Origin of the sequence: Streptomyces sp. NPDC057939 (assembly GCF_042887545.1) — a bacterium.
Lineage (GTDB): Bacteria > Actinomycetota > Actinomycetes > Streptomycetales > Streptomycetaceae > Streptomyces.
On the sequence record NZ_JBHVPG010000066.1, the window covers coordinates 1 to 20,951 of the forward strand.

The following is a 20,951-nucleotide window of genomic DNA, read 5'->3' on the forward strand; positions in this document are numbered from 1 at the left end:
GTACCGCTGACCGACGCAGCCACGGACAGGGCGCCATAAATCATGCCCGCCCCGGCCGACCCCCCCACCCCACCCCACCCCCGGCCCCGACCCACCCGCAGCCACCACCGCCCACCGCCCGACCCCGACCCCGTCACAGGAGCCGCCCCATGACCGCGCCCCCCTCGGACGAGATCCGGCACCGGATCGAGAACAGCGTCTCCTGGATCACCCTCAATCGCCCCGAGGCCATGAACGCCCTCACCTGGGAGCAACGCGAACGCGTCATCGCGCTGCTCACCGACGCCTCCGCCGACCCCGCCGTCCGCGCGGTCGTCATCTCCGCCACCGGCAAGGGCTTCTGCGCCGGCGCCGACCTCCGCGGCAGCAGCACCGGCCCCACCGCCGGAGGCGACCGCATCGCCGGCGACGTGTCCCGCATGATCCGCCTCGGCGCCCAACGCCTGATCACCGCGGTCCTGGACTGCGAGAAACCCGTCATCGCAGCGGTCAACGGCACGGCCGCCGGCATCGGCGCCCACCTCGCCCTCGCCTGCGACCTCGTCATCGCCGCCGAACAGGCCCGTTTCATCGAGGTGTTCGTCCGCCGCGGCCTCGTCCCCGACGGTGGCGGCGCGTACCTCCTGCCCCGCCTCCTCGGCCCGCAGAAGGCGAAGGAGCTGATGTTCTTCGGCGACGCCGTCCCCGCCGAGGACGCCGCCCGCCTCGGCCTGGTCAACAAGGTGGTGCCGGCCGACGAACTGCAGGAGACGGCCCGCGCCTGGGCCGAGCGCCTCGCCCAGGGCCCGACCCGCGCCCTCGCCCTCACGAAACAGCTGGTCAACGCCTCCCTCGACGGTGACCGGGCGACCGCTCTCGCCGCCGAGGCCACCGCCCAGGAGCTCAACATGACGACGGCCGACGCGAACGAGGGCGTGGCGAGCTTCGTGGAACGCCGCACCCCCAAGTACCTGGGCCGCTGAAGCACAGGCCGGCCCCCGCAGGCCTGACCCCGGCCCCGCAGGCCCGGCCCCGCCCCCACAGGCCCACGCCCCCGCCCCGCAGGCCCGCCGCCCCCAGCACCTCGGGCCCGCCCCCGGCCCCCGCAGGGCGGGCACCGCGCCTCAGCCCCGCGGGTCGGGCTTCAGCAGCGCGAACACGGCCCCGGCCGGGTCGGCGAGCCAGCCGATGCGCCCGACCTCCGGGAGGTCCGCGGCCGGCATGAGCACCGCTCCGCCCGCCCGGACGGCCGCCGCCTCGGTGGCGTCGACGTCCGCAACGTGGAAGTACGGCACCCACCGCGGGACCCTGCCGGCCGCGTCGCCGAGCTCCTCGGCCAGCGGAGCGACCCCGCCGAAGGAGCCGTCCTGCTGCTCCCCGTCGGCGATGGACAGCACCCGGTACGTCATCCCGGGCATTCCCATCTCGGAGTGCCGCCAGCCGAACACGCCGCCGTAGAAGCCGAGGGCCCCGACCGGGTCCGGGACGTGCAGCTCCGCCCACACCAAGCTCTTCTCGGCGGAGGTGAGGTCGAGCCCGCCCGTCCGCCCCGGCTGCCAGCAGGCGAACTCGGCGCCCTGCGGGTCGGTGAACTGCGCGAGCCATCCCTCGCCCATGACGTCGCCGGGTTCCATCCGCACCACGCCTCCCCCGGCCCGCACGGCCTCGGCGGTGGCTGCGATGTCGGAGGTCATGAAGTGGACCATCCACGCGGACGTCGCCCCCTCCTCGGTGAGCGGGCCGAGCGCGGCGACGGTCTTCCCGTCGACCTGGAAGAAGCCGTACCCGCCCGCCTCGGGCCCCGCGGAGGCGAAGTCCCACCCGAGCACCGCCCCGTAGAACGCGGCGGCCGCAGCGGTGTCGGGGCTGCCGAGGTCGAGCCAGTTGGGCGAGCCGGTACGGAAGTCGGTGCCGAGCATGGGGGTTCCTCCCTGAGGGCGTACGGCGTTGGACGGTCCCGGGCCACGATGCCCCCGCCCGCCGGGGCGACCCGGCACGAGCAGCCCCGTACGCCCCCGGTTCACCCGGACGCCCGAGCCCCGCCCGCGTCCAGCCGCAGGACCTTCGGAGAGCCGTCCCGCGGGTCGTCGAACCGCGTGAACAGTTCGGGCCGCTCCGTCGTGCCCGAGATCCGCCACGCGGTCACGGATCCCGTGCAGGACCGGATGTCGAGCCAGACACCGTCCCGGTGCGCCGGCACGGACTCGGGGTCGAAGCTCCACGTCCCGGCGCCCGTGCACCGGTCGATCCCGCCGTCGCGGCCCACCACGGGCAGCGCGTCGGCGCTCATCGTGCCGTCCCGGTGGAGCACGAGGCGGGCGCCCGCGTCGCCGGTCCACGTCCCGGCGTACTGGGATTCCGCGAGGCGGGGCGGTCGGTACTCCGGCAGGAGTCCGGCCCGGTCCACGGCGAGACCGGCTCCGAGGAGCAGCAGGCCCGCGCCCGTGACGCCCGCGGCCCGGCGGATCATGCCCCACGGGCGGACGTCGTGCTTGCGGGCGTGGTGGGCGGCGGCCACCGGGAGCAGCCCGATCCCCGCCACCCACGCCCAGGTCGGCCCGAAGGGGAGGTCGAACCGCCACCGGCCGGCGGCGGCGTAGAGCGCGGCGAGCGCGCCGGTCAGCAGGACGGCCCAGACGCCGGCCGGTACGCGGCCGCGCCGGCCCAGGACGCGCGCGGGGCCTGCGACGGGCAGGGCGAACAGGGCGGCGTGCAGGAGCCCGAGCACGGGGAGCAGCAGGGGGGCGATGGTGAGGAGCCACATCAGGACGGCCGTTCCGAAGGCCCCCTCGCTCCGGTCGTGGTCGTACGGTCCCTCCAGGCCGGTGAGGACGAAGGCCGCGGCGAGGAGCAGGAGGGGCTGTCCGGCGGACATGGCCGCCGCCGCGGGGAGTTCCCTGCCCAGTACCGTCGCCGGACGGACCGTTCCGTCGTGCGTCATGGCGCCGCCCCCCCGAATCGATTTTTGAACAAGTTCAGTAACTTGTTGCCCGCACGATACCCCCTCCCGCACCCCGACCCACCGAGGCCCCCGCGCGCCCCCGCGCACCCTCGGCACGACCCTTCCCATCTGACGGACCGTCAGGTTCAATCGGGGGTGTGATGGGACACGCAGGGATGGCGGCCACCGTCGTCCGATACCTCAGGTCAGCCGGCGCCCCCGCATCCGCGGCCCCGGAGTCCGTCGACGCTCTGCCCCGGCCCGCCCTGCGGGCCGTCGGCCGGGACGAGCGCGCGCCCGTCGGCCCCGCCGAGTTCCGGGCCGTGCTCGGGCGCTTCGCCAGCGGGGTCACGGTCATCACCGCACCGCCCGGCGAGGGCGAGGACGGCCCGGCGGGCTTCGCCTGCCAGTCCTTCGCCTCGCTCTCCCTCGACCCGCCGCTGGTCACCTTCATGGTGGCCCGCACATCGACCACCTGGCCCCGGATCGCCCGCGCCGGGGTGTTCTGCGTCAACATCCTGGGCGCCGAACAGGGCGCGCTGTGCCGGGCGTTCGCCGTCAGCGGCGCCGACAAGTTCGCCGGGGTCGGTCACCGGCCGGCGCCCGTCACCGGCTCGCCGCAGCTGGACGACGTGCCCGCCTGGATCGACTGCCGGATCCAGGCCGTCCACACCGGCGGGGACCACCTCATCGTCGTCGGCCGCGTCACGGCCATGGGCGCCGACGGCGAGGGCGACCCGCTCCTCTTCCACCAGGGCCGCTTCGGCCGCTTCACCACCTGACCGACACCGCGCCCCGACCGAGCCGCGCCCCGCCATGACCCCGCCCACGGCCCGGCCCCGCACCCCCACCGGGGTCCGGGGCCGGGCCGTGGGCGTGCTCAGAAGGTGAGCACCCCGCGCGCCACCCGCCCGTGGTGGGCGTCGTCGGCGGCCTTGGCGAAGTCCTCGACCGGGTAGACCTCCGTCACCAGCTCGTCCAACAGCAGCCGGCCCTGCCGGTACAGCTCGGCGTACAGGGCGATGTCGCGCTGGGGGCGGGAGGACCCGTACCGACAGCCCATGATCGTCTTGTCGAGGTACATGGACGAGACGAGGAACGACGCCTCCTCCTTGAAGCCCGGCACCCCGAGCAGGACGGCCTGCCCGTGCCGGTCCAGCAGGTCCACGGCCTGCCGGATCAGCTTCACGTTGCCCACGCACTCGAAGGCGTGGTCCGCGCCCGTCGGCAGGATCTCGCGGACGGCGGCCGAGGAGTCCCGGGCGGTCGAGGCGTCGATGAAGTGGGTGGCCCCGAACTGCCGGGCCACCGCCTCCTTCGCCGGGTTCGCGTCCACGGCGACGATCGTCGTCGCCCCGGCTATCCGGGCGCCCTGGAGGACGTTCAGCCCGATCCCGCCGGTGCCGATGACGACGACGCTCTCGCCCCGGTCCACCCTCGCCCGGTTCAGCACCGCCCCGACGCCCGTGAGCACCCCGCAGCCGATCAGCGCGGCCGAGGTCAGCGGCACGTCCCGGGGGATCTTCACGGCCTGCACGGCCTTGACGATCGTCCGCTCCGCGAACGCCGAGTTGGAGGCGAACTGGAACAGCGGCTTCCCGCCCCGGCTGAAGGGTTGGCCGGGCATCCCGATCGCTTTGCGGCACATCGTCGGACGCCCCCGGTCGCAGTCGGCGCAGGCCCCGCAGTTGGCGAGCGTGGACAACGAGACGTGGTCGCCCGGGCCCACGTGCGTGACACCCGCGCCGACCGCCTCGACCACCCCGGCGCCCTCGTGCCCGAGCACCACCGGCGGCGGGAACGGGATCGTCCCGTCGATCACCGACAGGTCGCTGTGACACAGCCCGGCCGCCTTGACCGCGACGAGCACCTCCCCCGGGCCCGGATCGCGGATCTCCAGATCGTCGACCACCTGGGCCTGCTTGCCGTCGAACACGACGCCTCTCACCTGGGCTCCTTAGGCAGGCCGAGCACCCGCTCGGCGATGATGTTCCGCTGGATCTCGTCCGAGCCGCCGTAGATCGTGTCGGCCCGGGTGAAAAGGAAGAGCCGCTGCCCCTCGTCGAGTCCCCGCTCGTACGGGACCTCCCGCGACCAGGGACCCGACCCGGCCGTCGCCGCCGCCCCCCGGACCTCGACGGCCAGCTCCCCGAGCCGCCGGTGCCAACCGCCCCACAGCAGCTTCGCGACGCTCGGCGCCCCCGGGTCACCGGCGGAGCCGAGCGTGCGCAACGCGTTCCACCGCATGGTGCGCAGCTCGGCCCACTGCCGTACGAGGCGTTCACGCAGGACCGGGTCGGGGGCGCCGGCGGCGAGGTGGTCGGCCAGGACGCGTTCCAGTTCGGCGGCGAAGCCGATCTGTTGGACGAGGGTGGAGACGCCGCGTTCCAGGGCGAGCAGGCCCATGGCGACGGCCCAGCCGTTGCCCTCCCCGCCGACGGTCTCGGCCGCCACCGCCCCGTCGAAGAACACCTCGTTGAACTCGGCGGTGCCCGACATCTGCCGGATCGGGCGGACCTCGATCCGGCCCGGCTGGTCCATGGGCACCAGCAGGAACGACAGGCCCCGGTGCCGGCGGGAGCCGCTCTCGGTGCGGGCGAGGACGAAGCACCAGTCGGCGTCCTGGGCGAGGGAGGTCCAGATCTTCTGCCCGGTGACGCGCGGCAGCCCGTCCGCGGGGTCGCGCACGGCGACGGTGCGCACGCCCGCCAGGTCCGATCCGGCGTCCGGTTCGCTGTAGCCCTGGCACCACAGCTCCTCGCCGCGGGCGATGCCCGGCAGGAACCGGGCCTGCTGCTCGGGCGTGCCGTAGGCGATCAGGGTCGGCGCGAGGAGGTTCTCCCCGATGTGGCCGACCCGGCCGGGGGCGCGGAGCGCCGCGTACTCCTCCGCCCAGACGACCTGGCCGGTGAGGGAGAGCCGCTGCTGTCCGTACGCGCCGGCGGGGACGTCCCAGCCCTGCCCGATCCAGCCGCCGTGACCCAACTCCCTCTCCCAGCCGCGCCGCTGCTCCGTCCCCTCGTGCTCGCTGCCCGGACCGCCGAGGCCGCGGAGGTCCGCGTACGGTCCGGCGAGGCGGGCGGTGAGCCAGGTGCGGGCGCGGGCGCGCAGCTCCTCGTCCCCCGCTCCGAAGCTGAAGTCCATGCGGTCTCCCTGTCAGGCGTCGGCGGGGCGGCGTCAGGCGTCGAACGGACGGGGCACGGGACGCCGCCGCGCGGACGGACGGGAGGTCGGCGCACGGAACCCCGGCCCGCACGATCCGACCCCGGCGGGAACGGGCCCACCGGCGGGCGGCCCACCGGCGACCGGACCGCCGCGCCGGGCCCGTCCGACCCCGGCGGCCGGGTCAGGCATTGGGGCGGTCCTTGGCGGCGGCCGCCCTGGCCATGGCCTCCAGTTGCGCGAGCATCGGCATCGGGTCGGTGCCGACGGTCCCCGGGAGGAAGTCGGCGATCTTCTCGGGGGTCCAGGCGCCTTCGGCGTACCCGGCGCGCAGTTCGCGCGGCTGGGCCCAGACGGCGATCTTCGGGCCGGCGATCGTGTACACCTGCCCGGTGATGTTCTCGGCCCGGGCCCGGTCGCTGAGCAGGTAGGTGACGAGGGCCGCGACGTCCTCGGGCTCGCCGATCTCCTTCAGCTCCATGGGGACGTTGGCGGACATCCTGGTCCGGGCGACGGGCGCGACGGCGTTGGCGGTGACCCCGTACTTGTTGAGGCCGAGGGCGGCGCTGCGGACGAGGGAGATGATCCCGCCCTTGGCCGCGCTGTAGTTGGCCTGGGCGACGGAACCCTGGTGGTTGCCGCTGGTGAAGCCGATGAGCGTGCCCGTGCCCTGCTTGCGCATGACGGCGGAGGCCGCCCGGAACACGGTGAAGGTGCCCTTGAGGTGGGTGGCGACGACCGGGTCCCATTCCTCCTCGGACATGTTGAAGAGCATCCGCTCGCGCAGGATGCCGGCGACGCAGACGACCCCGTCGACGCGCCCGTAGTGGGCGAGCGCCGTGTCGATGATGCGCTGCCCGCCCGCCATCGTGGAGATGTCGTCGGCCACCGCGACGGCCTCCCCTCCCGCCGCGGTGATCTCCTTCACCACCGATGCGGCGACCTCGCTGGTCGGCTCCCCGCCCTCGATGCCGACGCCGTAGTCGTTGACGACGACCCGGGCGCCCTCGGCGGCCGCGGCGAGCGCCACGGCCCGTCCGATGCCCCGGCCCGCACCGGTGACGGCGACGACCTTGCCTGCCAAGAAGTTCCCCATGCCGGCCCCTTCCCGCGTTTTCTGACGGACCGTTAGATTCTAGGGGCAGCCCGACGCACCAGCACAAGACCCGGTTGTCCCTCGCCTTCGCAAGGAGCTGATGAGGCCCATGTCCCTGCCCCCCGAGTTCCACGACATCGCCAAGCGCATCAACAACTGGGGCCGTTGGGGCGCCGAGGACGAGATCGGCACCTTGAACCTGATCACCGACCCGGTCGTCCGGTCGGCGGCCGCCGGTGTCCGCAGGGGCCGCCGGGTCCCGCTCGCGCTCCCGCTGAAGGAGGACGGCGTACAGGTCGGCATGATCCCGGGCCGGATCAACCCGCTGCACACGATGGTGCAGATCAACCAGGAGATCTTCGGCCCGGGCACGGTGGCCTGCAGCGACGACGCCGTGACGATGGGCCTCCAGGCGGCCACCCACTGGGACGCGCTGACGCACGTGTCGCACTCGGGGAAGATCTACAACGGCCGTCCGGCCTCCTCCATCACCGCGCACTCCCGCGCCGAGTTCAGCGGCATCGACAAGGCCCGGCACATCGTCTCGCGCGGCGTCCTGCTGGACGTGGCCCGGGCGAAGGGCGTGGACCGACTGGAGGGCGGCCACGCGGTGACCCCCGAGGACCTGGCGGAGGCGGAGGAGTTCGGTGGGGTCACGGTCCGCGCCGGCGACGTCGTCCTCGTGCGCACCGGGCAGATCCAGGTCTACCTGGCGGGCGACAAGCACGGCTACGGCTTCCCGTCCCCCGGCCTGTCCGTCCGCACCCCGCAGTGGTTCCACGCCCGGGACGTGGCGGCCGTCGCCAACGACACCCTGACCTTCGAGATCTTCCCGCCGGAGATCGAGAACCTGTGGCTGCCGGTGCACGCCCTGGACCTGGTCGAGATGGGCATGCACCAGGGCCAGAACTGGAACCTGGAGGAGTTGTCCACAGCCTGTGCGGAAGAGGCCCGCTACTCCTTCCTGCTCTCGGCGATGCCCGAACCGTTCGTCGGCGGCACCGGCACCCCGGTCTCCCCGATCGCCGTCTTCTGACCACCCCGGGTCCGCTCCGGTTCCGGTTCCACGACGCCGCGCCGGCGGTGGCGCGCACCCGGTCCGCCGCCTTCGCGCCACCTCCGCGCCGGCCGCCCCGCGGGGTCGGCGACCGCGGCGGGGATCCCGGGCCGGGCAAGGGGGACGGGCGGGCGCGGCCCCCGGACGGCGGCCCCGCACGGGTTGCGGCGGCGGCAACGGCCGGGGCTGTTGGGGCGCAGGACCCCCTGCGTTATGCCCACAAGAGCCTCACAGAGTCCGATTCCGCCCTTCTGGACCCATGGCGACCTTCGAAAGGATGGTCAGGCGTCTCCAGGCCACCGCCACGAGCGCGTGGCTTCCCCGACGCCGAACCAGAGGGGTTCCACCATGTCACCGCGCAAGATCCTGGCGATGATGACCGCGACCGCGGCCCTGATCGCAGGACCCGTCCTCACCGCCCACGCCTCCGCCGCCACCACCACCGACTCGACGTCCGCACGGTCCGTCCATGCCGGGCAGGCCCGCGACGCGGGGTTGAGCGCCCCGCAGGCGGCCCGCCTCCAGCAGCGGGTCGACGCCGTCCTCGCGAAGGACCCGACGGCCCGCCAGGTCTCCGCGAACCGGATGACCACCGCCGGCGGCTCCGTGACCCTCGCCGTCCCCGGCCGGGGCGAGGCCCGCGACCTGGCCTCCCCGGACACCGCGCTCGCCTGCGGACACGGCCACCTGTGCATCACGGACGGCCAGGGCAACAACTACGACTTCTACCGGTGCGGCTACTACGACTTCTGGGGCATCGGCGACGGCACGTTCAACAACAACCAGACCTCGGGCACGCGGGCCCGGTTCTACAACGACAACGGCAGCGAACGCTGGTCGAACGTCGCCAAGTCCACCGGCACCGCCTCCTGGACCCCCGTCTACCACATCCGCCCCTGCTGACCCGATCGACGCCGGACGGGCCGAGGGTGGGGTCGGGGGTCGGGCGAATCCATCGCCCGACCCCCGGCACCCGTCCCGCACTGCCCGGTCCCGTCCCGGGACCGGCGGGTGGCGGCGTGCGTCCGTGCACACCCCGAGCGCGACACGGCAGCCGCCACCCCACGACCCGCACTCGTCAAGGTAGGACCCTTGGCGTCCCCTCGCGACGAATCGCTCACCACAAGGGTGATCACCAGGTGACAATCCGTCAACACCTCGTTAGAGGTACACGCGCGGTTCCCGGCGGCAGGCAAAGTTTTCGTCGGGTGCGGTCTTCTTCGGCTCGGCCCGGTCGATCTCGCACCAGATGCGCTTGCCCGCGCCCTCGCGCTGCCAGCCCCATCGGTCCGCCAGGCCGTCGACGAGTTCCAGGCCGCGCCCGCCCGTGTCGTCCCCGGCGGCCTGCCGGGGGGCCGGCGCCCGGTCGCTCGCGTCGGCGACCTCGACCCGCACCCCCGGCCCCCCGAACAGCATCCGCAGCACGGCCGGACAGCCCGTGTGCACGACCGCGTTCGTGACCAGCTCGGAGATCAGCAGGATCAGCGTCTCGGCGAGCGGCTCGTCGTCCCCTATCCCGGACCCGGCCAACCGGGACCGCGCCCACCGGCGTGCCCGACCGACCTCGGCGGGGTCCGGTCCTACCTCCAGCTGCACCTGAAGCACCTGCACCGCTCACACCATCCGAACCGGCGGACACTTCGCCTCGCGACAGGATGGGATCACCGACTGTGATCCCCGTGCTGTGCAGCATGGTTGACATACAGTCACCACAACAAGCGCTTCGGGCATATTCCAGCGCGAAGGAGTAGGCGTGGTGCATACTGTGCGACGCTCGCGCCGCTCAACCGCTCGCATTCGTGGGAGCGTACCGGAGCCCACCCCTGCCTCCGGGCCGGATCGGGCCCTCCCCAGGACACAAACCGATATCAACTCTCCGTAATCGGACATGCGTCCCGGCCCGTCCTTCCCGTGCCTTGCCGTCACCGTGAGCAACCGGCGGGCGCGACCTCCGCGCCCGCCGTGCCTTACGACACCGCCGCGTCCAGCAGTTCCCCGGCCAGCAGTTCCTCCGCCTCCCCCGCCGTGCGCCACTGCTCCGCGCGCACCCAGGCCCGCTTCAGGTGGAGGTGGACGTCCGCCTCCCAGGTGAAGCCCATGCCGCCGTGCACCTGGAGGCAGTCCCGGGCGTTGGCCACCGCCGCCCCGTCCGCGAGGAGCTTGGCGGCGGCGATCTCCCCCGGGCCCCCGGCGTACGTCGCCGTCACCGCCGCCGCGTACACGGCGGTACGGGCCAGCTCGGCCCGGACCAGCATGCCCGCGCACAGGTGCTTGACGGCCTGGAAGGCGCCGATCGGGCTGCCGAACTGCTCCCGCTCGCCCGCGTACCGCACGGCCAGCTCCAGGGTCCGCAGGGCGCTGCCGAGCTGGAGGGCGGCCGTGAGCAGGGCTCCCGCGTCCCGGTACGGGGCGAGGTCGTCGCCCGGGGTCCCCGCGCCGGGCCGGGCCCGGTGCAGGGGGGTCAGCGGGTCCGCCGAGCGGACCGGTTCGGCTTCGGGGCGGTGCGGGGAGCCGAGGACGGCGTCGGCCTCCGCCAGGTGCGTGACCAGGTCCCCGCCCAGGTCGAAAGCGGTGACGACGGTGGTGCCGGCGGCGGCTCCGGGGACGGCGCCGGCGGCCAGGTGGGTGGCGACCAGCGGGCCGGGCAGCAGCGCCCGGCCGGCCTCCTCGAACAGGAGCACGGCCTCGGGGAGGCCGAGGCCGACCCCTCCGTCCGCCTCGGGGAGTCGCAGCGCGAAGAACCCGGCCCCGCCGAGCTCCCGCCACAGGTCCCGGTCGACGGTGGTCCCGGTGTCCAGCGCGGTCCGCAGCGCCTCGCGTCCGTGGCGTCGGGCGAGGAGGTCGCGCAGGGCCGCCTTGAGGTCCCGCTGTTCCCGGGTCGGTTGGAAGTCCACGGCCGCTCACCGGCCCTTCGGGAGGCCGAGGATCCGCTCGGCGACGATGTTGCGCTGGATCTGGGAGGTGCCCGCCGCGATCGTGTAGGAGAGGGACGAGAGCCGGTCCAGGACCCATTCCTCGTCGAGGACGAGGGATTCGGGGCCGAGGACCTGCGCGGCGGCCTCGTAGAGCTCCTGGCGGGCGTGGGAGTAGGCCAGCTTGAAGACGCTGCCGCCGACGCCCGGGACGCCGCCGGAGCGCTCCGCCTCGCCGACGTTCCACTGGGTGAGTCGCCACAGGGCGCCGAACTCGCCGTGGAGCCGGCCGAGGGTGCGGCGCAGGACGGGGTCGTCCCAGCGGCCGTTGGCCTTGGCGGCGCGGGCGAGGTGGGTCAGGGTGCGGCGGCAGGCGACGACCTCGCCGACGAAGGCCGTGCCGCGTTCGAAGGACAGGGTGACCATGGTGACGCGCCAGCCGTCGTTCTCGGCGCCGACCCGGTTGCCGACGGGGACGCGGACCTCGTCGAGGAAGACCTCCGCGAACTCCGTGGAGCCGGCGAGGGTGCGCAGGGGTCGGACGGTGACGCCGGGTGCGTCCATCGGCATGGCGAGCCAGCTGATCCCCCGGTGCTTGGGGGCCTGCGGGTCGGTGCGGACGAGGAGCTCGCACCAGTCGGCGACCTCGGCGTGGGAGGTCCAGATCTTGGAGCCGGTGACGACGTACTCGTCGCCGTCGCGGACGGCCCGGGTGCGCAGGGCGGCGAGGTCGGAGCCGGCGTCGGGTTCGCTGAAGCCCTGGCACCACACCTCGTCGCCGCGCAGGACGGGCGGGAGCCAGCGGGCGCGTTGTTCGGGCGTGCCCTCGGCGGCGATGGTGGGGCCGGCGTGGAGGAGTCCGACGAAGTTCGCGCCGACGTACGGGGCTCCCGCGCGTTCGGTCTCCTCCAGGAAGATCAGGTGCTGGGTGGGGGTGGCGCCGCGCCCGCCGGCGTCGACGGGCCAGTGCAGGCCGGCCCAGCCGGCGTCGTACAGGCGCCGCTGCCAGCCCAGGTCGTAGGCGCGGCGGGCGGGCCAGTCGTCCGGGGAGGGTTTGGCGGGGAGCTCGGGCAGCGTCTTGCCGAGCCATTCGCGCAGGCGGGCCCGGAAGTCCTGTTCCTCTTCGGTGTGGGTCAGGTCCATCAGCGGCCCTGGCCGGTCCGGTCGAGGTCCAGGGGGAGGCCGAGCATGCGGATGGCGTTGCCGCGCATCAGCTTGTAGACGGTCTCCTCGTCGAGGCCGCCGACGTGGTCCAGGGCGACCTCCTTGGTGTGCGGGAAGGTCGAGTCGACGTGCGGGTAGTCGGTCTCGAAGGTGGCGTTGTCGCGGCCGACGACGTCCAGCGAGGCGATGCCGTGCTTGTCGCGGAAGAAGCAGCAGAAGATCTGCCGGTAGTAGTACGTGGACGGCGGCTCGGGGATGAGGTCCTTGACGCCGCCCCAGGCGCGGTGTTCGCGCCAGACGTCGTCGGCGCGTTCCAGGGCGTAGGGGATCCAGCCCATCTGGCCTTCGCTGTAGGCGAGCTTCAGGGTGGGGAACTTGACGAGGACGCCGCTGAAGAGGAAGTCCATCATCGAGGCCATGGCGTTGTTGAAGCTGAGGGAGGCCTGGACGGCGGGCGGTGCGTCGGGGGAGGCGGCGGGCATCTGGGACGAGGACCCGATGTGCATGTTGACGACGGTGCCGGTCTCCTGGCAGACGGCGAAGAACGGGTCCCAGTGTCCGGAGTGGATGGACGGCAGCCCGAGGTGGGTGGGGATCTCGGAGAAGGTGACGGCGCGCACGCCGCGGGCCGCGTTGCGGCGGATCTCGGCGACGGCGAGGTCGATGTCCCAGAGCGGGATGATGCACAGCGGGATGAGCCGGCCGCCGCTGTCGCCGCACCATTCCTCGACCATCCAGTCGTTGTAGGCGCGCACGCAGGCGAGGGCGACCTCCTTGTCGTGGGCCTCGGCGAAGGTCTGGCCGCAGAAGCGCGGGAAGGTGGGGAAGCAGAGGGAGGCCTCGACGTGGTTGAGGTCCATGTCGGCGAGGCGGGCCTTGGGGTCCCAGCAGCCGCGGCGCATCTCCTCGCGGGTGATGCCCTCCAGCGTCATGTCGTCGCGGTCGAAGCCGACGGCGGCGATGTTGCGCTTGTACGGGAACTTGAGGTCCTCGTAGATCCACCAGTCGGTCGGGGGGCCGTCGGGGTCCATGGTGATGACGTACTTGCCGCCGGTGTACTGGAGCTCGCCGATGCCGGCGGTGAGGGGCCGGGGTCCGCGGTCGCGGTACTTGGCGGGCAGCCAGACGTCGAAGAGGTGGGCGGGTTCGATCACGTGGTCGTCGACGCTGATGATCCTAGGCAGTTCCAGTTCCATGGCCATCTCCCCAATCGCCCAATCTGATGGATCGTCAGAAACAAGCTAGCCCCGCCGGCTCTGGACCGGCAAGCGCCGGCGCCCTACGCTCTGCGCCAGATCTGACCATCCGTCAGGAAATTACCGAGGGAGGTCCGGGATGACGGACACCGCGACGGAACTGAGCCGGTCCCGGACCCTGTGGGAGCTGGTCGCCCGCCGGGCCGCGCTCACCCCCGACGGCCCGGTGCTCATCGAGGCCGCCGACCGACCCGCCGACGACCGCACGCTGACCTTCGGCGCCCTGCGCGAGCGCTGCGAACGCGTCGCCGCGGGCCTGTACGCCATGGGCGTGCGCCCCGGCACGGTCGTCGCCTGGCAACTGCCCACCCGCATCGAAACGGTGCTGCTCTCGCTCGCCCTGGCCCGCCTCGGCGCCGTCCAGTCGCCCGTCATCCCCTTCTACCGGGACCGCGAGGTCGGCTTCGCCCTGCGCGAGTCCAAGGCCGAGTTCTTCGCCGTCCCCGGCACCTGGCGCGGCTTCGACCACGCCGCGATGGCGACCCGCCTGGGCGCCCGCGGGGTCTTCGACGCCTACGACGCCCTCCCGGACGGCGACCCCGCCGTCCTGCCGCCGCCGCCCGGCGACGGCACCTCCGTGCGCTGGATCTACTGGACCTCGGGCACCACCTCCGACCCCAAGGGCGTCCTGCACACCGACCGCTCCCTGATCGCCGGCGGCTCCTGCCTCGCGGACGCCCTGCGCCTGACCCCGGCCGACGTCGGCTCGATGGCCTTCCCCTTCGCGCACATAGCCGGACCGGACTACACGGTGATGCTGCTGCTGTACGGGTTCCCGGCGGTGCTGTTCGAGAAGTTCGCGATGCCGGACGCCCTGGACGGCTACCGCCGCCACCGGGTCACCGTCGCCGGCGGGTCCACCGCCTTCTACTCCATGTTCCTCACCGAACAGCGCAAGGACCCCGGGACGAGGCTCGTCCCGAGCCTGCGGCTGCTCGCGGGCGGCGGCGCGCCCAAACCCCCCGAGATCTACCACGCGGTGGTCCGCGAACTGGGCTGTCAGCTCACCCACGGCTACGGCATGACCGAAGTCCCCATGATCACCATGGGGGCGCCCGACGACACCCCGGAGAACCTCGCCACCACCGAGGGCCGCCCCCCGGCGGGCATGTCCATCCGCATCACCACCCCGGCCGGCGACCCGCTGCCCACCGGCACGGACGGCGAGGTACGACTGCGCGGCGAGGCCGTCTGCCAGGGCTACCTGGGCCGTGAGGACACCGACGGGGTCTTCGACGCCGACGGCTACCTGATCACCGGCGACCTCGGCCACCTGACCGCCGAGGGGCACCTCGTCCTCACCGGCCGCAGCAAGGACGTGATCATCCGCAAGGGCGAGAACATCTCGGCGAAGGAGATCGAGGACCTCCTCCACGCCCTCCCCGCCGTCGGCGACGTCGCCGTCATCGGCCTGCCCGACCCCGAACGCGGCGAACGCGTCTGCGCCGTCGTCGAACAGCCCCCGGGCGCGGCCCCGCTGACCCTGCCCCAGCTGACCGCGTACCTGCGCGCGCAGGGCCTGGCCCCACACAAACTGCCCGAGCAGCTGGAACTGACCGACGCGCTCCCCCGCAACGACGCGCTGCGCAAGGTCCTGAAGTACAAACTGCGCGAGCGCTACGCCTGACCCTCCGGGCCCTCACGCCGGTCCCCGCCGCCCGGACGCGGCGGGGCGCGGCGCGGCAAGGTGCCTCGCCGGGTGGGGCGAGGTGCCGCGCCGGGTGGGGCGAGGTGCCTCGCCGGGTGGGGCGGGCCGGACTACGCGTCCGGGTCCACCCCGCAGTAGCCCGCGAAGGCCGCCAGGATCTCGTCCTCGGAGATCCTGCCGTCGCCGTCCGCGTCCAGCGCCGCCGCGACCTGGTCGGCGAGTTCGGCCGGGGTGCCGAGGACGCCCAGGACGCGGGCCGCCGCCCGTGGGGTCGCGCCGGCGCCGTCCTCGTCGGCGACGGCGATCACCGCCGCCAGGAACGGCCTGGCGATCTCCGCGAACCGGTCCGGGCTGTCCCGCAGTCGCTTCGCCGCGCCGGTGACGAACTCCTCGCGGGACACCCGCTGGTCCCCGTCGACGTCGGCGATCCCGGCCATGCCCTGCCAGAACGCCTCGGCTCCGTTGAACACGGCCTGGCCCTTGTACGACCGCGCGGTGGTGCCGAATTCGGCCAGCACCGCCCTCGCGGCCGTGCTGAAGTCCTCCCGGTCGATATAGCCGGACCCGTCCTGGTCGAACGTGGCGAATCGGGCGGCGATCTTGCGCTCGTATTCTGCGCTGTCCATTGTCGGCGTTCCGCCTTCACGTGTGCGATGGGGTGCAGTTCAAGACAAGGCAGGAGCGTAAGCCCTCAGTGGCCCGAGCGTTAAGCGAAGTGGTCAAGCAGGTGGCCGCATCGAACCCGCGCACGGGGAGCGCGACGGGGCGCGTATGCGTGTGCCATCCCGGGGTAGGTGTCACGCCGTCAACGCGACGGGCGTAGCACGGGAGCCATCCTTCCAGGGCGGGCTTCCGCCAAAACAGGCGCGTTCCGTCAGGTGCGGACTACATTCGACGGGTCGACACACGGCAGGGGGCACCATGGCGAAGGACGTTCCACCGCGCTGGGACCGACGCATGCAGCAACGCCTCGCCCGCGGTGAGGCGGCGGCGCTCGGAGAGTTGTACGACCGGTTCGCCTCGCTCGTGCACAGCCTGGCGCACCGGGTGCTGGGCGACGAGAAGGCGGCCGACCGGATCACCCGCGAGGTCTTCGGGTACATCTGGGAGAACCCGGACGCCTACGACCCGAAGCAGGGGTCCATGCGCTCCTGGGTCGCCCGGATCACCCAGGGCCAGGCCGTGGCCCGGCTGCGCCAGGCCGAACTGGGCCGCGGCTCGCGGGAGGAGCTGGAGCAGAAGGTCCGCAGCGCCAACGCGGCGGCCCGCGCCGACTACATCGTGACCTCCATGCCCGCCCCGCTGCGGGCCGCCCTCGAACTGGCCTACTTCAAGCGCCGCGACTACCGGCAGGCCGCCGCCGACCTGCAGATCAGCGAGGACGAGGCGCGGCGCCGGCTGCGCCTGGGCCTCCAGCTGCTGTCGACCGCCAACGTCCTCCCCCGCGAGGACCCCGCCCCGCCCGGATACGGCTCACGCGAATACGGAACGCCCCGATGACCGGCCCCTCCGAAGAGATCCCCGACGACGCGTACGAGCGCCCGGCGGGCGGTTCCGCGCGGATACCCGGTCCGCGGGCGGCGGGCGACGACCTGCGTCCGCCGCACCCGCTGCCGGCGCCCGCGGACGGCCCGTCGCCGACGGCCGCGCCGGAGCCGCGCTCGCACGGCGTGCTGAAGTCCCTGCTCGGGGCGTGGGCGCTCGCCGCCTGTTCCGCCGAGGAGACGCAGGCCGTGGAGGACCACCTCACGGAGTGCGCGCCCTGCGCCGAGGAGGCGCTGCGGCTGCGCGACGCGGTCGGGCTGCTGCACCCCGAGGAGAGCCTGGACCTCAAGCCGCTGCTGCGCTCGCGGGTACTGGAGGACTGCCTGGGCAAGCGCCCGGCGCGGATCCCGGTGCCGGTGTGGGCGAGCCCGTACGACACCGAGACGGCCCGGCTCGACGCGCTGCTGAGGGACTTCGGCGACTCGGAGTGGCACACCCCGGTCCGGCTGAAGTGGTTCGAGGAGGAGCAGCGGCGCTCCCGCCGGACGACGGTGGCGGGAGTGATCGGACACCTGATGACGGTGGACGGGATCGTCGCGACCGCGCTCGGTCTGGACGATCCGCTGGGCCCGGAGGCGCCTCCGGGCGGCGGGCCCACGGGCCGTACCGAGCACTTCTGGAACTCCTCCCCGTACCCGACCACCCGCCAGGTCCGCGAACCGTGGCGCGAGCAGGGGCACACGCTGGTCCGCACGGTGTCGTTCGCGGGTCGGGGCGTGGCCGAACTGGGCGTGGACTACGGCGGGTTCGCGCTGCCGCTGGGCGACGCCTTCCTGGAGCGGGCCTTCGAGTGCTGGGTGCACGCCTGGGACATCGCGGAGGCGGTGGACTACCCGTACGAGCCCCCTTCGGGCCCGGACCTGCACCGGATGATCGACCTGGCGGCACGGCTGCTGCCGGACGCGCTCGCGGGCCGGCGCCGATCGGGGCTGGCGGCCCCGGCGCGCGGGCTGGTCGCGGCGGGCGCGCCGGGTCGGACCCTGCACCTGGAGATCGAGGGTTCGGGCGGCGGGGGCTGGGACATCGCCCTGGACTCGCCGGCAGCGAAGCCCTCGCGGGAGCACACGGTGGCCGAGGTGGCGTTGGACGGCGTCGAATTCTGCCGGCTCGCCGCCGGTCACATCTCCCCGGAGGAGGCCGCGATGGGCCAGACCGGCGACCGCGAGGCGATCCGCGACGTACTGTTCGCCGCCGCGTCGCTCAGCCGCCTGTAGGCGCGACGGCCCCCCGGGGCAGGGGGCGTCGCGCCCGGGTCCTCGCGCCCGGGGGCGTGCTCAGGCGAAGACGACCGTGCGGGAGCCGTTCAGCAGGACGCGGTGCTCGCTGTGCCACTTCACGGCGCGGGCCAGTGCCTGGCACTCGACGTCGCGGCCGATGGCGACGAGCTGGTCGGGGGTCACCTCGTGCCCGACGCGCTCGACCTCCTGCTCGATGATCGGGCCCTCGTCGAGGTCGGCCGTCACGTAGTGGGCGGTCGCGCCGATCAGCTTCACGCCGCGCGCGTGCGCCTGGTGGTACGGCTTGGCGCCCTTGAAGCTCGGCAGGAACGAGTGGTGGATGTTGATGATCCGCCCGCTCAGCTCCTTGCAGAGGGTGTCCGACAGCACCTGCATGTAGCGGGCGAGGACGACCAGCTCGACGTCCTTCTCCCGTACGAGCTCCAGCAGCCGCGCCTCGGCGGCCGCCTTCGTGTCCTTGGTCACCGGGATGTGGACGAACGGCACGTCGTACGAGCCGACGAGCTCCGCGAAGTCGGTGTGGTTCGAGACGACCGCGGCGATCTCCACCGGCAGGGCGCCGATGCTCGACCGGAACAGCAGGTCGTTCAGGCAGTGGCCGAACTTCGAGACCATCAGCACGATCTTCATCCGCTCGTCGGAGCGGTGGATCTGCCAGTCCATCCGGAAGGACTCGCCGATCGCGGCGAAGCTCGCGCGCAGCTTGTCGACCGTCAGCCCCGGCTCGGACTCGAAGTGGACCCGCATGAAGAACAGGCCGGTCTCCCGGTCCCCGAACTGCTGACTGTCCACGATGTTGCAACCGGTCATGAAGAGGTAACTCGACACGGCGTGGACGATGCCCTGCTTGTCGGGGCAGGACACGGTCAGGACGTACTGGGGCTGCGCCTCGGGCTGCGGATCGCTCATGACCGCATAGCCTTTCACACCGCGCGGGTGAGGCTCCTCAAAACTTCCACGGAGCTGGGCCCGGCGTCCGGGTCCTCCCCGTCCGCCGCCGACATCCGCACGTGGGCCTGCCGGGCGGCCCGTACGGCGTCGGGCCACGCGGGGTGCTCCAGGTAGACGGAGACGGGCGCGTCCGGGCCGACCTGGTGCAGGATGCGCAGCACCCGCAGCACGGCGAGGTCGACGGCGGCCGCCTCCTGCGCGTCGCGGAAGATCGTGCCGACGTACTTCTCGGCGGACCAGCTGTCGAGCCAGGTGTCCTCGACGAGCCGGTACACGGCGTCGGTGACGTCCCCGTACCCTTCGGCACCGGCCAGCCAGACCTCTTCCTGGAACAGCGGGTCGGAGAGCATGTGCAGCGCCGAGCGCACGTTGCTGCGCCAGCGCCACCACGGCATGTCGTTGAGGGGCATGCCGCCCATGGTGGAGGAGCGGCCGCCGCGGCGGGAAGAGTTCTTCGAACCTTGGGCGAATGTCACGCTTTCGATCGTACGTTCACCGCGAGCGCGATCTTGAGGCGCCCGCACCCGGCAATTCACCCCCGCGTCACCGGATGTTATGTACACCTCAGCATTCAGTTCCCCGTGGAGCGGAATGGTCGGTGGACATGACCAGTCGGCGAAGCTCAACCCCCTTCTCCCGCACCCTCCTTGCGGCGACGATGGGCGCGTGTCTCACCACCGCGTGCGGGGTGGTCCCCGGCGGCTCGGGGGGTTCCGGGGACACCATCACGGTCATGACGTTCGCCCCGATCGACACCAAAGCCACCAACATGCCAGGAATGCCCGGCATGGCCAAGGCGTACGAGAGCTGGGCCAACGCCAACGGCGGCATCAACGGCCGCAAACTCCGCGTATTGACCTGCAACGAGAAGAACACCCCGACGGGCGCCGCCGACTGCGCCCGCAAGGCCATCGCCGAGAAGGCGGTCGCCGTCGTCGGCTCCTACAGCCAGCACGGACGCGCCTTCATGGCCCCGCTGGAAGCCGAGGGCATCCCCTTCATCGGCGGCTACGGCGTCTCCGCCGAGGAGTTCCAGAGCACCCTGTCCTACCCCGTCAACGGCGGTCAGCCCGTCCTGCTGGCCGGCGCCGGACACCAGCTGGGCAAGGCCTGCGCGCAGGTGTCCCTGGTCCGCCCCGACACCCTCGCCGGCGACACCATGCCGGTGCTGCTCAACGCCGGACTGAAGGCCAACAGGATGGCGGAGGCCTCCGACATCCGGGCCGCCGAGGACTCCGCCGACCTCACGCCGCAGGCGCGCGAGGCCCTGAACGGCTCCGCCGCGCCCGCCGCAGGCGCCCCGGCGGGGGCTCCCTCCGGCGCCCCCGCCGCGAAGGACACCAAGGAGAAGGACCCCAAGGACGGGAAGGACCCCAAGGACAACAAGCAGTGCGTGACGGCGGTCCTGGGCGAGCGCACCGAGACCTTCTTCGACGCCTTCCGCCGCATCGACGGCCAGCACCGCAACCCGCAGATCTCCTCCGTCCTGGGCAGCGTCAGCCAGGCCCTGGTGGACCGCACCGGCGGCAAGGAGAGCCCCTTCGAAGGCGCGTACCTCACCAGCTGGTACCCGGTGTCCACCGACCCGCTGTGGGCGCCGATGCGCAAGGTGATCTCCGAGCAGGCCTTCGGCGACGACAGCGTGGACCCCGACGACAGCGGGGCGCAGACCACCTGGATCGCGTACACCGTCCTGAACGAGGTCGTGAAGCGCTTCGAGGACGACGAGGAGATCACGGCCCGCAAGGTGGCCCGTGCCCTCAACCAGTCCGAGAGCGTCGCGACCGGCGGCCTGACCCCCGACCTGAGCTGGCGCTACCAGGACATGCGGGCCGTCGCCGGCTTCCCCCGCCTGGTCAACGGCCGGGTCACCTTCCAGATCGTCCAGTCGGGCCGCCTCGTCGCCCAGCCCGGCGAGCAGTCCCAGGACATGACGCCGACCCTCGAAGGAGCACCCCGCTCCACCTGAGGCGGAGGGGCGGCCGAGCCGGTCGGTTCCCGT

The 20,951-nt window shown here is 73.1% G+C and carries 20 protein-coding genes; 8 read left to right on the forward strand and 12 right to left on the reverse strand.

All coding sequences use genetic code 11. From position 1 onward, the window contains the following. Positions 1-149 precede the first annotated feature (149 nt). The gene (locus ACFVS6_RS38610; protein ID WP_389711210.1) at positions 150-962 is read left to right on the forward strand and encodes an enoyl-CoA hydratase/isomerase family protein; all 813 of its coding nucleotides are present in this window, start codon (positions 150-152) and stop codon (positions 960-962) included. Positions 963-1,103: 141 nt separating this feature from the next. Here the strand turns inward: ACFVS6_RS38610 and ACFVS6_RS38615 are convergent, their stop codons facing one another. Beyond that, positions 1,104-1,898, reverse strand: a complete 795-nt coding sequence (locus ACFVS6_RS38615) for a VOC family protein (protein WP_389711211.1) — start codon at positions 1,896-1,898, stop codon at positions 1,104-1,106. Positions 1,899-1,999: 101 nt separating this feature from the next. Further along, on the reverse strand, positions 2,000-2,920 hold the full coding sequence (locus tag ACFVS6_RS38620; protein WP_389711212.1) for a hypothetical protein: 921 nt from the start codon (positions 2,918-2,920) through the stop codon (positions 2,000-2,002). A 161-nt stretch (positions 2,921-3,081) separates the two neighbouring features. Between ACFVS6_RS38620 and ACFVS6_RS38625 the strand changes: the two genes are divergently transcribed. Continuing rightward, positions 3,082-3,702: a flavin reductase family protein gene (locus ACFVS6_RS38625; RefSeq protein WP_389711240.1), complete on the forward strand. Its 621-nt coding sequence runs from the start codon at positions 3,082-3,084 to the stop codon at positions 3,700-3,702. 98 nt (positions 3,703-3,800) lie between these two features. On the opposite strand, the gene ACFVS6_RS38630 is transcribed toward ACFVS6_RS38625, so the two are convergent. The 3 genes from ACFVS6_RS38630 to ACFVS6_RS38640 all read right to left on the reverse strand — a co-directional run bounded on the left by ACFVS6_RS38630 (position 3,801) and on the right by ACFVS6_RS38640 (position 7,178). Further along, a complete protein-coding gene (locus ACFVS6_RS38630; RefSeq protein ID WP_389711213.1) occupies positions 3,801-4,868 on the reverse strand; it encodes a Zn-dependent alcohol dehydrogenase in 1,068 nt (355 codons plus the stop codon). After that, on the reverse strand, positions 4,865-6,064 hold the full coding sequence (locus ACFVS6_RS38635) for an acyl-CoA dehydrogenase family protein (RefSeq protein ID WP_389711214.1): 1,200 nt from the start codon (positions 6,062-6,064) through the stop codon (positions 4,865-4,867). The genes ACFVS6_RS38630 and ACFVS6_RS38635 overlap by 4 nt, the downstream gene beginning before the upstream one ends. 202 nt (positions 6,065-6,266) lie before the next feature. Next, entirely contained in the window at positions 6,267-7,178 is a 912-nt protein-coding gene (locus ACFVS6_RS38640) for an SDR family NAD(P)-dependent oxidoreductase (protein WP_281210350.1), read from the reverse strand. Between the two features lie 109 nt (positions 7,179-7,287). Between ACFVS6_RS38640 and ACFVS6_RS38645 the strand changes: the two genes are divergently transcribed. Both ACFVS6_RS38645 and ACFVS6_RS38650 read left to right on the forward strand, forming a co-directional pair. Beyond that, the gene (locus tag ACFVS6_RS38645) at positions 7,288-8,214 is read left to right on the forward strand and encodes a cyclase family protein (RefSeq protein ID WP_389711215.1); all 927 of its coding nucleotides are present in this window, start codon (positions 7,288-7,290) and stop codon (positions 8,212-8,214) included. Positions 8,215-8,583: 369 nt separating this feature from the next. Beyond that, positions 8,584-9,138, forward strand: a complete 555-nt coding sequence (locus ACFVS6_RS38650) for a hypothetical protein (protein WP_389711216.1) — start codon at positions 8,584-8,586, stop codon at positions 9,136-9,138. Between the two features lie 258 nt (positions 9,139-9,396). On the opposite strand, the gene ACFVS6_RS38655 is transcribed toward ACFVS6_RS38650, so the two are convergent. From ACFVS6_RS38655 to ACFVS6_RS38670, 4 genes are all read right to left on the reverse strand, one after another. Further along, on the reverse strand, positions 9,397-9,846 hold the full coding sequence (locus ACFVS6_RS38655; RefSeq protein WP_389711217.1) for an ATP-binding protein: 450 nt from the start codon (positions 9,844-9,846) through the stop codon (positions 9,397-9,399). A gap of 356 nt (positions 9,847-10,202) precedes the next feature. Then, complete coding sequence (locus ACFVS6_RS38660) at positions 10,203-11,129, reverse strand: acyl-CoA dehydrogenase family protein (RefSeq protein WP_389711218.1); 927 nt, start codon at positions 11,127-11,129, stop codon at positions 10,203-10,205. 6 nt (positions 11,130-11,135) lie between these two features. Next, positions 11,136-12,290 (reverse strand): acyl-CoA dehydrogenase, encoded by a 1,155-nt coding sequence (locus ACFVS6_RS38665; RefSeq protein ID WP_389711219.1) that lies wholly within the window; start codon positions 12,288-12,290, stop codon positions 11,136-11,138. Continuing rightward, the gene (locus ACFVS6_RS38670) at positions 12,290-13,507 is read right to left on the reverse strand and encodes an amidohydrolase family protein (protein ID WP_389711220.1); all 1,218 of its coding nucleotides are present in this window, start codon (positions 13,505-13,507) and stop codon (positions 12,290-12,292) included. Before ACFVS6_RS38670 ends, ACFVS6_RS38665 begins: the two co-directional genes overlap by 1 nt. A gap of 139 nt (positions 13,508-13,646) precedes the next feature. On the opposite strand from ACFVS6_RS38670, the gene ACFVS6_RS38675 reads away from it, so the two are divergent. Beyond that, positions 13,647-15,194: an AMP-binding protein gene (locus ACFVS6_RS38675; protein WP_389711221.1), complete on the forward strand. Its 1,548-nt coding sequence runs from the start codon at positions 13,647-13,649 to the stop codon at positions 15,192-15,194. Positions 15,195-15,325: 131 nt separating this feature from the next. Here ACFVS6_RS38675 and ACFVS6_RS38680 read toward each other — a convergent pair whose 3' ends face one another. Further along, on the reverse strand, positions 15,326-15,841 hold the full coding sequence (locus ACFVS6_RS38680) for an EF-hand domain-containing protein (protein ID WP_389711222.1): 516 nt from the start codon (positions 15,839-15,841) through the stop codon (positions 15,326-15,328). A 295-nt stretch (positions 15,842-16,136) separates the two neighbouring features. Here ACFVS6_RS38680 and ACFVS6_RS38685 point away from each other — a divergent pair, with 295 nt between their 5' ends. Beyond that, positions 16,137-16,715, forward strand: coding sequence for a sigma-70 family RNA polymerase sigma factor (locus ACFVS6_RS38685; RefSeq protein WP_281211046.1), 579 nt, complete (start codon positions 16,137-16,139; stop codon positions 16,713-16,715). Continuing rightward, positions 16,712-17,974 (forward strand): maleylpyruvate isomerase N-terminal domain-containing protein, encoded by a 1,263-nt coding sequence (locus ACFVS6_RS38690; protein ID WP_389711223.1) that lies wholly within the window; start codon positions 16,712-16,714, stop codon positions 17,972-17,974. Before ACFVS6_RS38685 ends, ACFVS6_RS38690 begins: the two co-directional genes overlap by 4 nt. Before the next feature lie 60 nt (positions 17,975-18,034). On the opposite strand, the gene purU is transcribed toward ACFVS6_RS38690, so the two are convergent. Both purU and ACFVS6_RS38700 read right to left on the reverse strand, forming a co-directional pair. Continuing rightward, entirely contained in the window at positions 18,035-18,907 is an 873-nt protein-coding gene (gene purU / locus ACFVS6_RS38695) for a formyltetrahydrofolate deformylase (RefSeq protein ID WP_281211048.1), read from the reverse strand. 14 nt (positions 18,908-18,921) lie between these two features. Next, the gene (locus ACFVS6_RS38700; RefSeq protein WP_389711241.1) at positions 18,922-19,368 is read right to left on the reverse strand and encodes a hypothetical protein; all 447 of its coding nucleotides are present in this window, start codon (positions 19,366-19,368) and stop codon (positions 18,922-18,924) included. 185 nt (positions 19,369-19,553) lie between these two features. Here ACFVS6_RS38700 and ACFVS6_RS38705 point away from each other — a divergent pair, with 185 nt between their 5' ends. Further along, positions 19,554-20,918 (forward strand): ABC transporter substrate-binding protein, encoded by a 1,365-nt coding sequence (locus ACFVS6_RS38705; RefSeq protein WP_389711224.1) that lies wholly within the window; start codon positions 19,554-19,556, stop codon positions 20,916-20,918. Positions 20,919-20,951: the final 33 nt, after the last annotated feature.

What these genes read in the sequence shown, in the direction of transcription:
- ACFVS6_RS38625 (WP_389711240.1), top strand. Translation starts at nt 3,082, where the DNA reads ATGGGACACGCAGGGATGGCGGCCACCGTCGTCCGATACCTCAGGTCA.
- ACFVS6_RS38700 (WP_389711241.1), bottom strand. Translation starts at nt 19,368, where the DNA reads ATGGGCGGCATGCCCCTCAACGACATGCCGTGGTGGCGCTGGCGCAGC.
- ACFVS6_RS38650 (WP_389711216.1), top strand. Translation starts at nt 8,584, where the DNA reads ATGTCACCGCGCAAGATCCTGGCGATGATGACCGCGACCGCGGCCCTG.
- ACFVS6_RS38665 (WP_389711219.1), bottom strand. Translation starts at nt 12,290, where the DNA reads ATGGACCTGACCCACACCGAAGAGGAACAGGACTTCCGGGCCCGCCTG.
- ACFVS6_RS38685 (WP_281211046.1), top strand. Translation starts at nt 16,137, where the DNA reads ATGGCGAAGGACGTTCCACCGCGCTGGGACCGACGCATGCAGCAACGC.
- purU (WP_281211048.1), bottom strand. Translation starts at nt 18,907, where the DNA reads ATGAGCGATCCGCAGCCCGAGGCGCAGCCCCAGTACGTCCTGACCGTG.
- ACFVS6_RS38675 (WP_389711221.1), top strand. Translation starts at nt 13,647, where the DNA reads ATGACGGACACCGCGACGGAACTGAGCCGGTCCCGGACCCTGTGGGAG.
- ACFVS6_RS38680 (WP_389711222.1), bottom strand. Translation starts at nt 15,841, where the DNA reads ATGGACAGCGCAGAATACGAGCGCAAGATCGCCGCCCGATTCGCCACG.
- ACFVS6_RS38615 (WP_389711211.1), bottom strand. Translation starts at nt 1,898, where the DNA reads ATGCTCGGCACCGACTTCCGTACCGGCTCGCCCAACTGGCTCGACCTC.
- ACFVS6_RS38670 (WP_389711220.1), bottom strand. Translation starts at nt 13,507, where the DNA reads ATGGAACTGGAACTGCCTAGGATCATCAGCGTCGACGACCACGTGATC.
- ACFVS6_RS38690 (WP_389711223.1), top strand. Translation starts at nt 16,712, where the DNA reads ATGACCGGCCCCTCCGAAGAGATCCCCGACGACGCGTACGAGCGCCCG.
- ACFVS6_RS38640 (WP_281210350.1), bottom strand. Translation starts at nt 7,178, where the DNA reads ATGGGGAACTTCTTGGCAGGCAAGGTCGTCGCCGTCACCGGTGCGGGC.
- ACFVS6_RS38635 (WP_389711214.1), bottom strand. Translation starts at nt 6,064, where the DNA reads ATGGACTTCAGCTTCGGAGCGGGGGACGAGGAGCTGCGCGCCCGCGCC.
- ACFVS6_RS38705 (WP_389711224.1), top strand. Translation starts at nt 19,554, where the DNA reads ATGACCAGTCGGCGAAGCTCAACCCCCTTCTCCCGCACCCTCCTTGCG.
- ACFVS6_RS38645 (WP_389711215.1), top strand. Translation starts at nt 7,288, where the DNA reads ATGTCCCTGCCCCCCGAGTTCCACGACATCGCCAAGCGCATCAACAAC.
- ACFVS6_RS38610 (WP_389711210.1), top strand. Translation starts at nt 150, where the DNA reads ATGACCGCGCCCCCCTCGGACGAGATCCGGCACCGGATCGAGAACAGC.
- ACFVS6_RS38620 (WP_389711212.1), bottom strand. Translation starts at nt 2,920, where the DNA reads ATGACGCACGACGGAACGGTCCGTCCGGCGACGGTACTGGGCAGGGAA.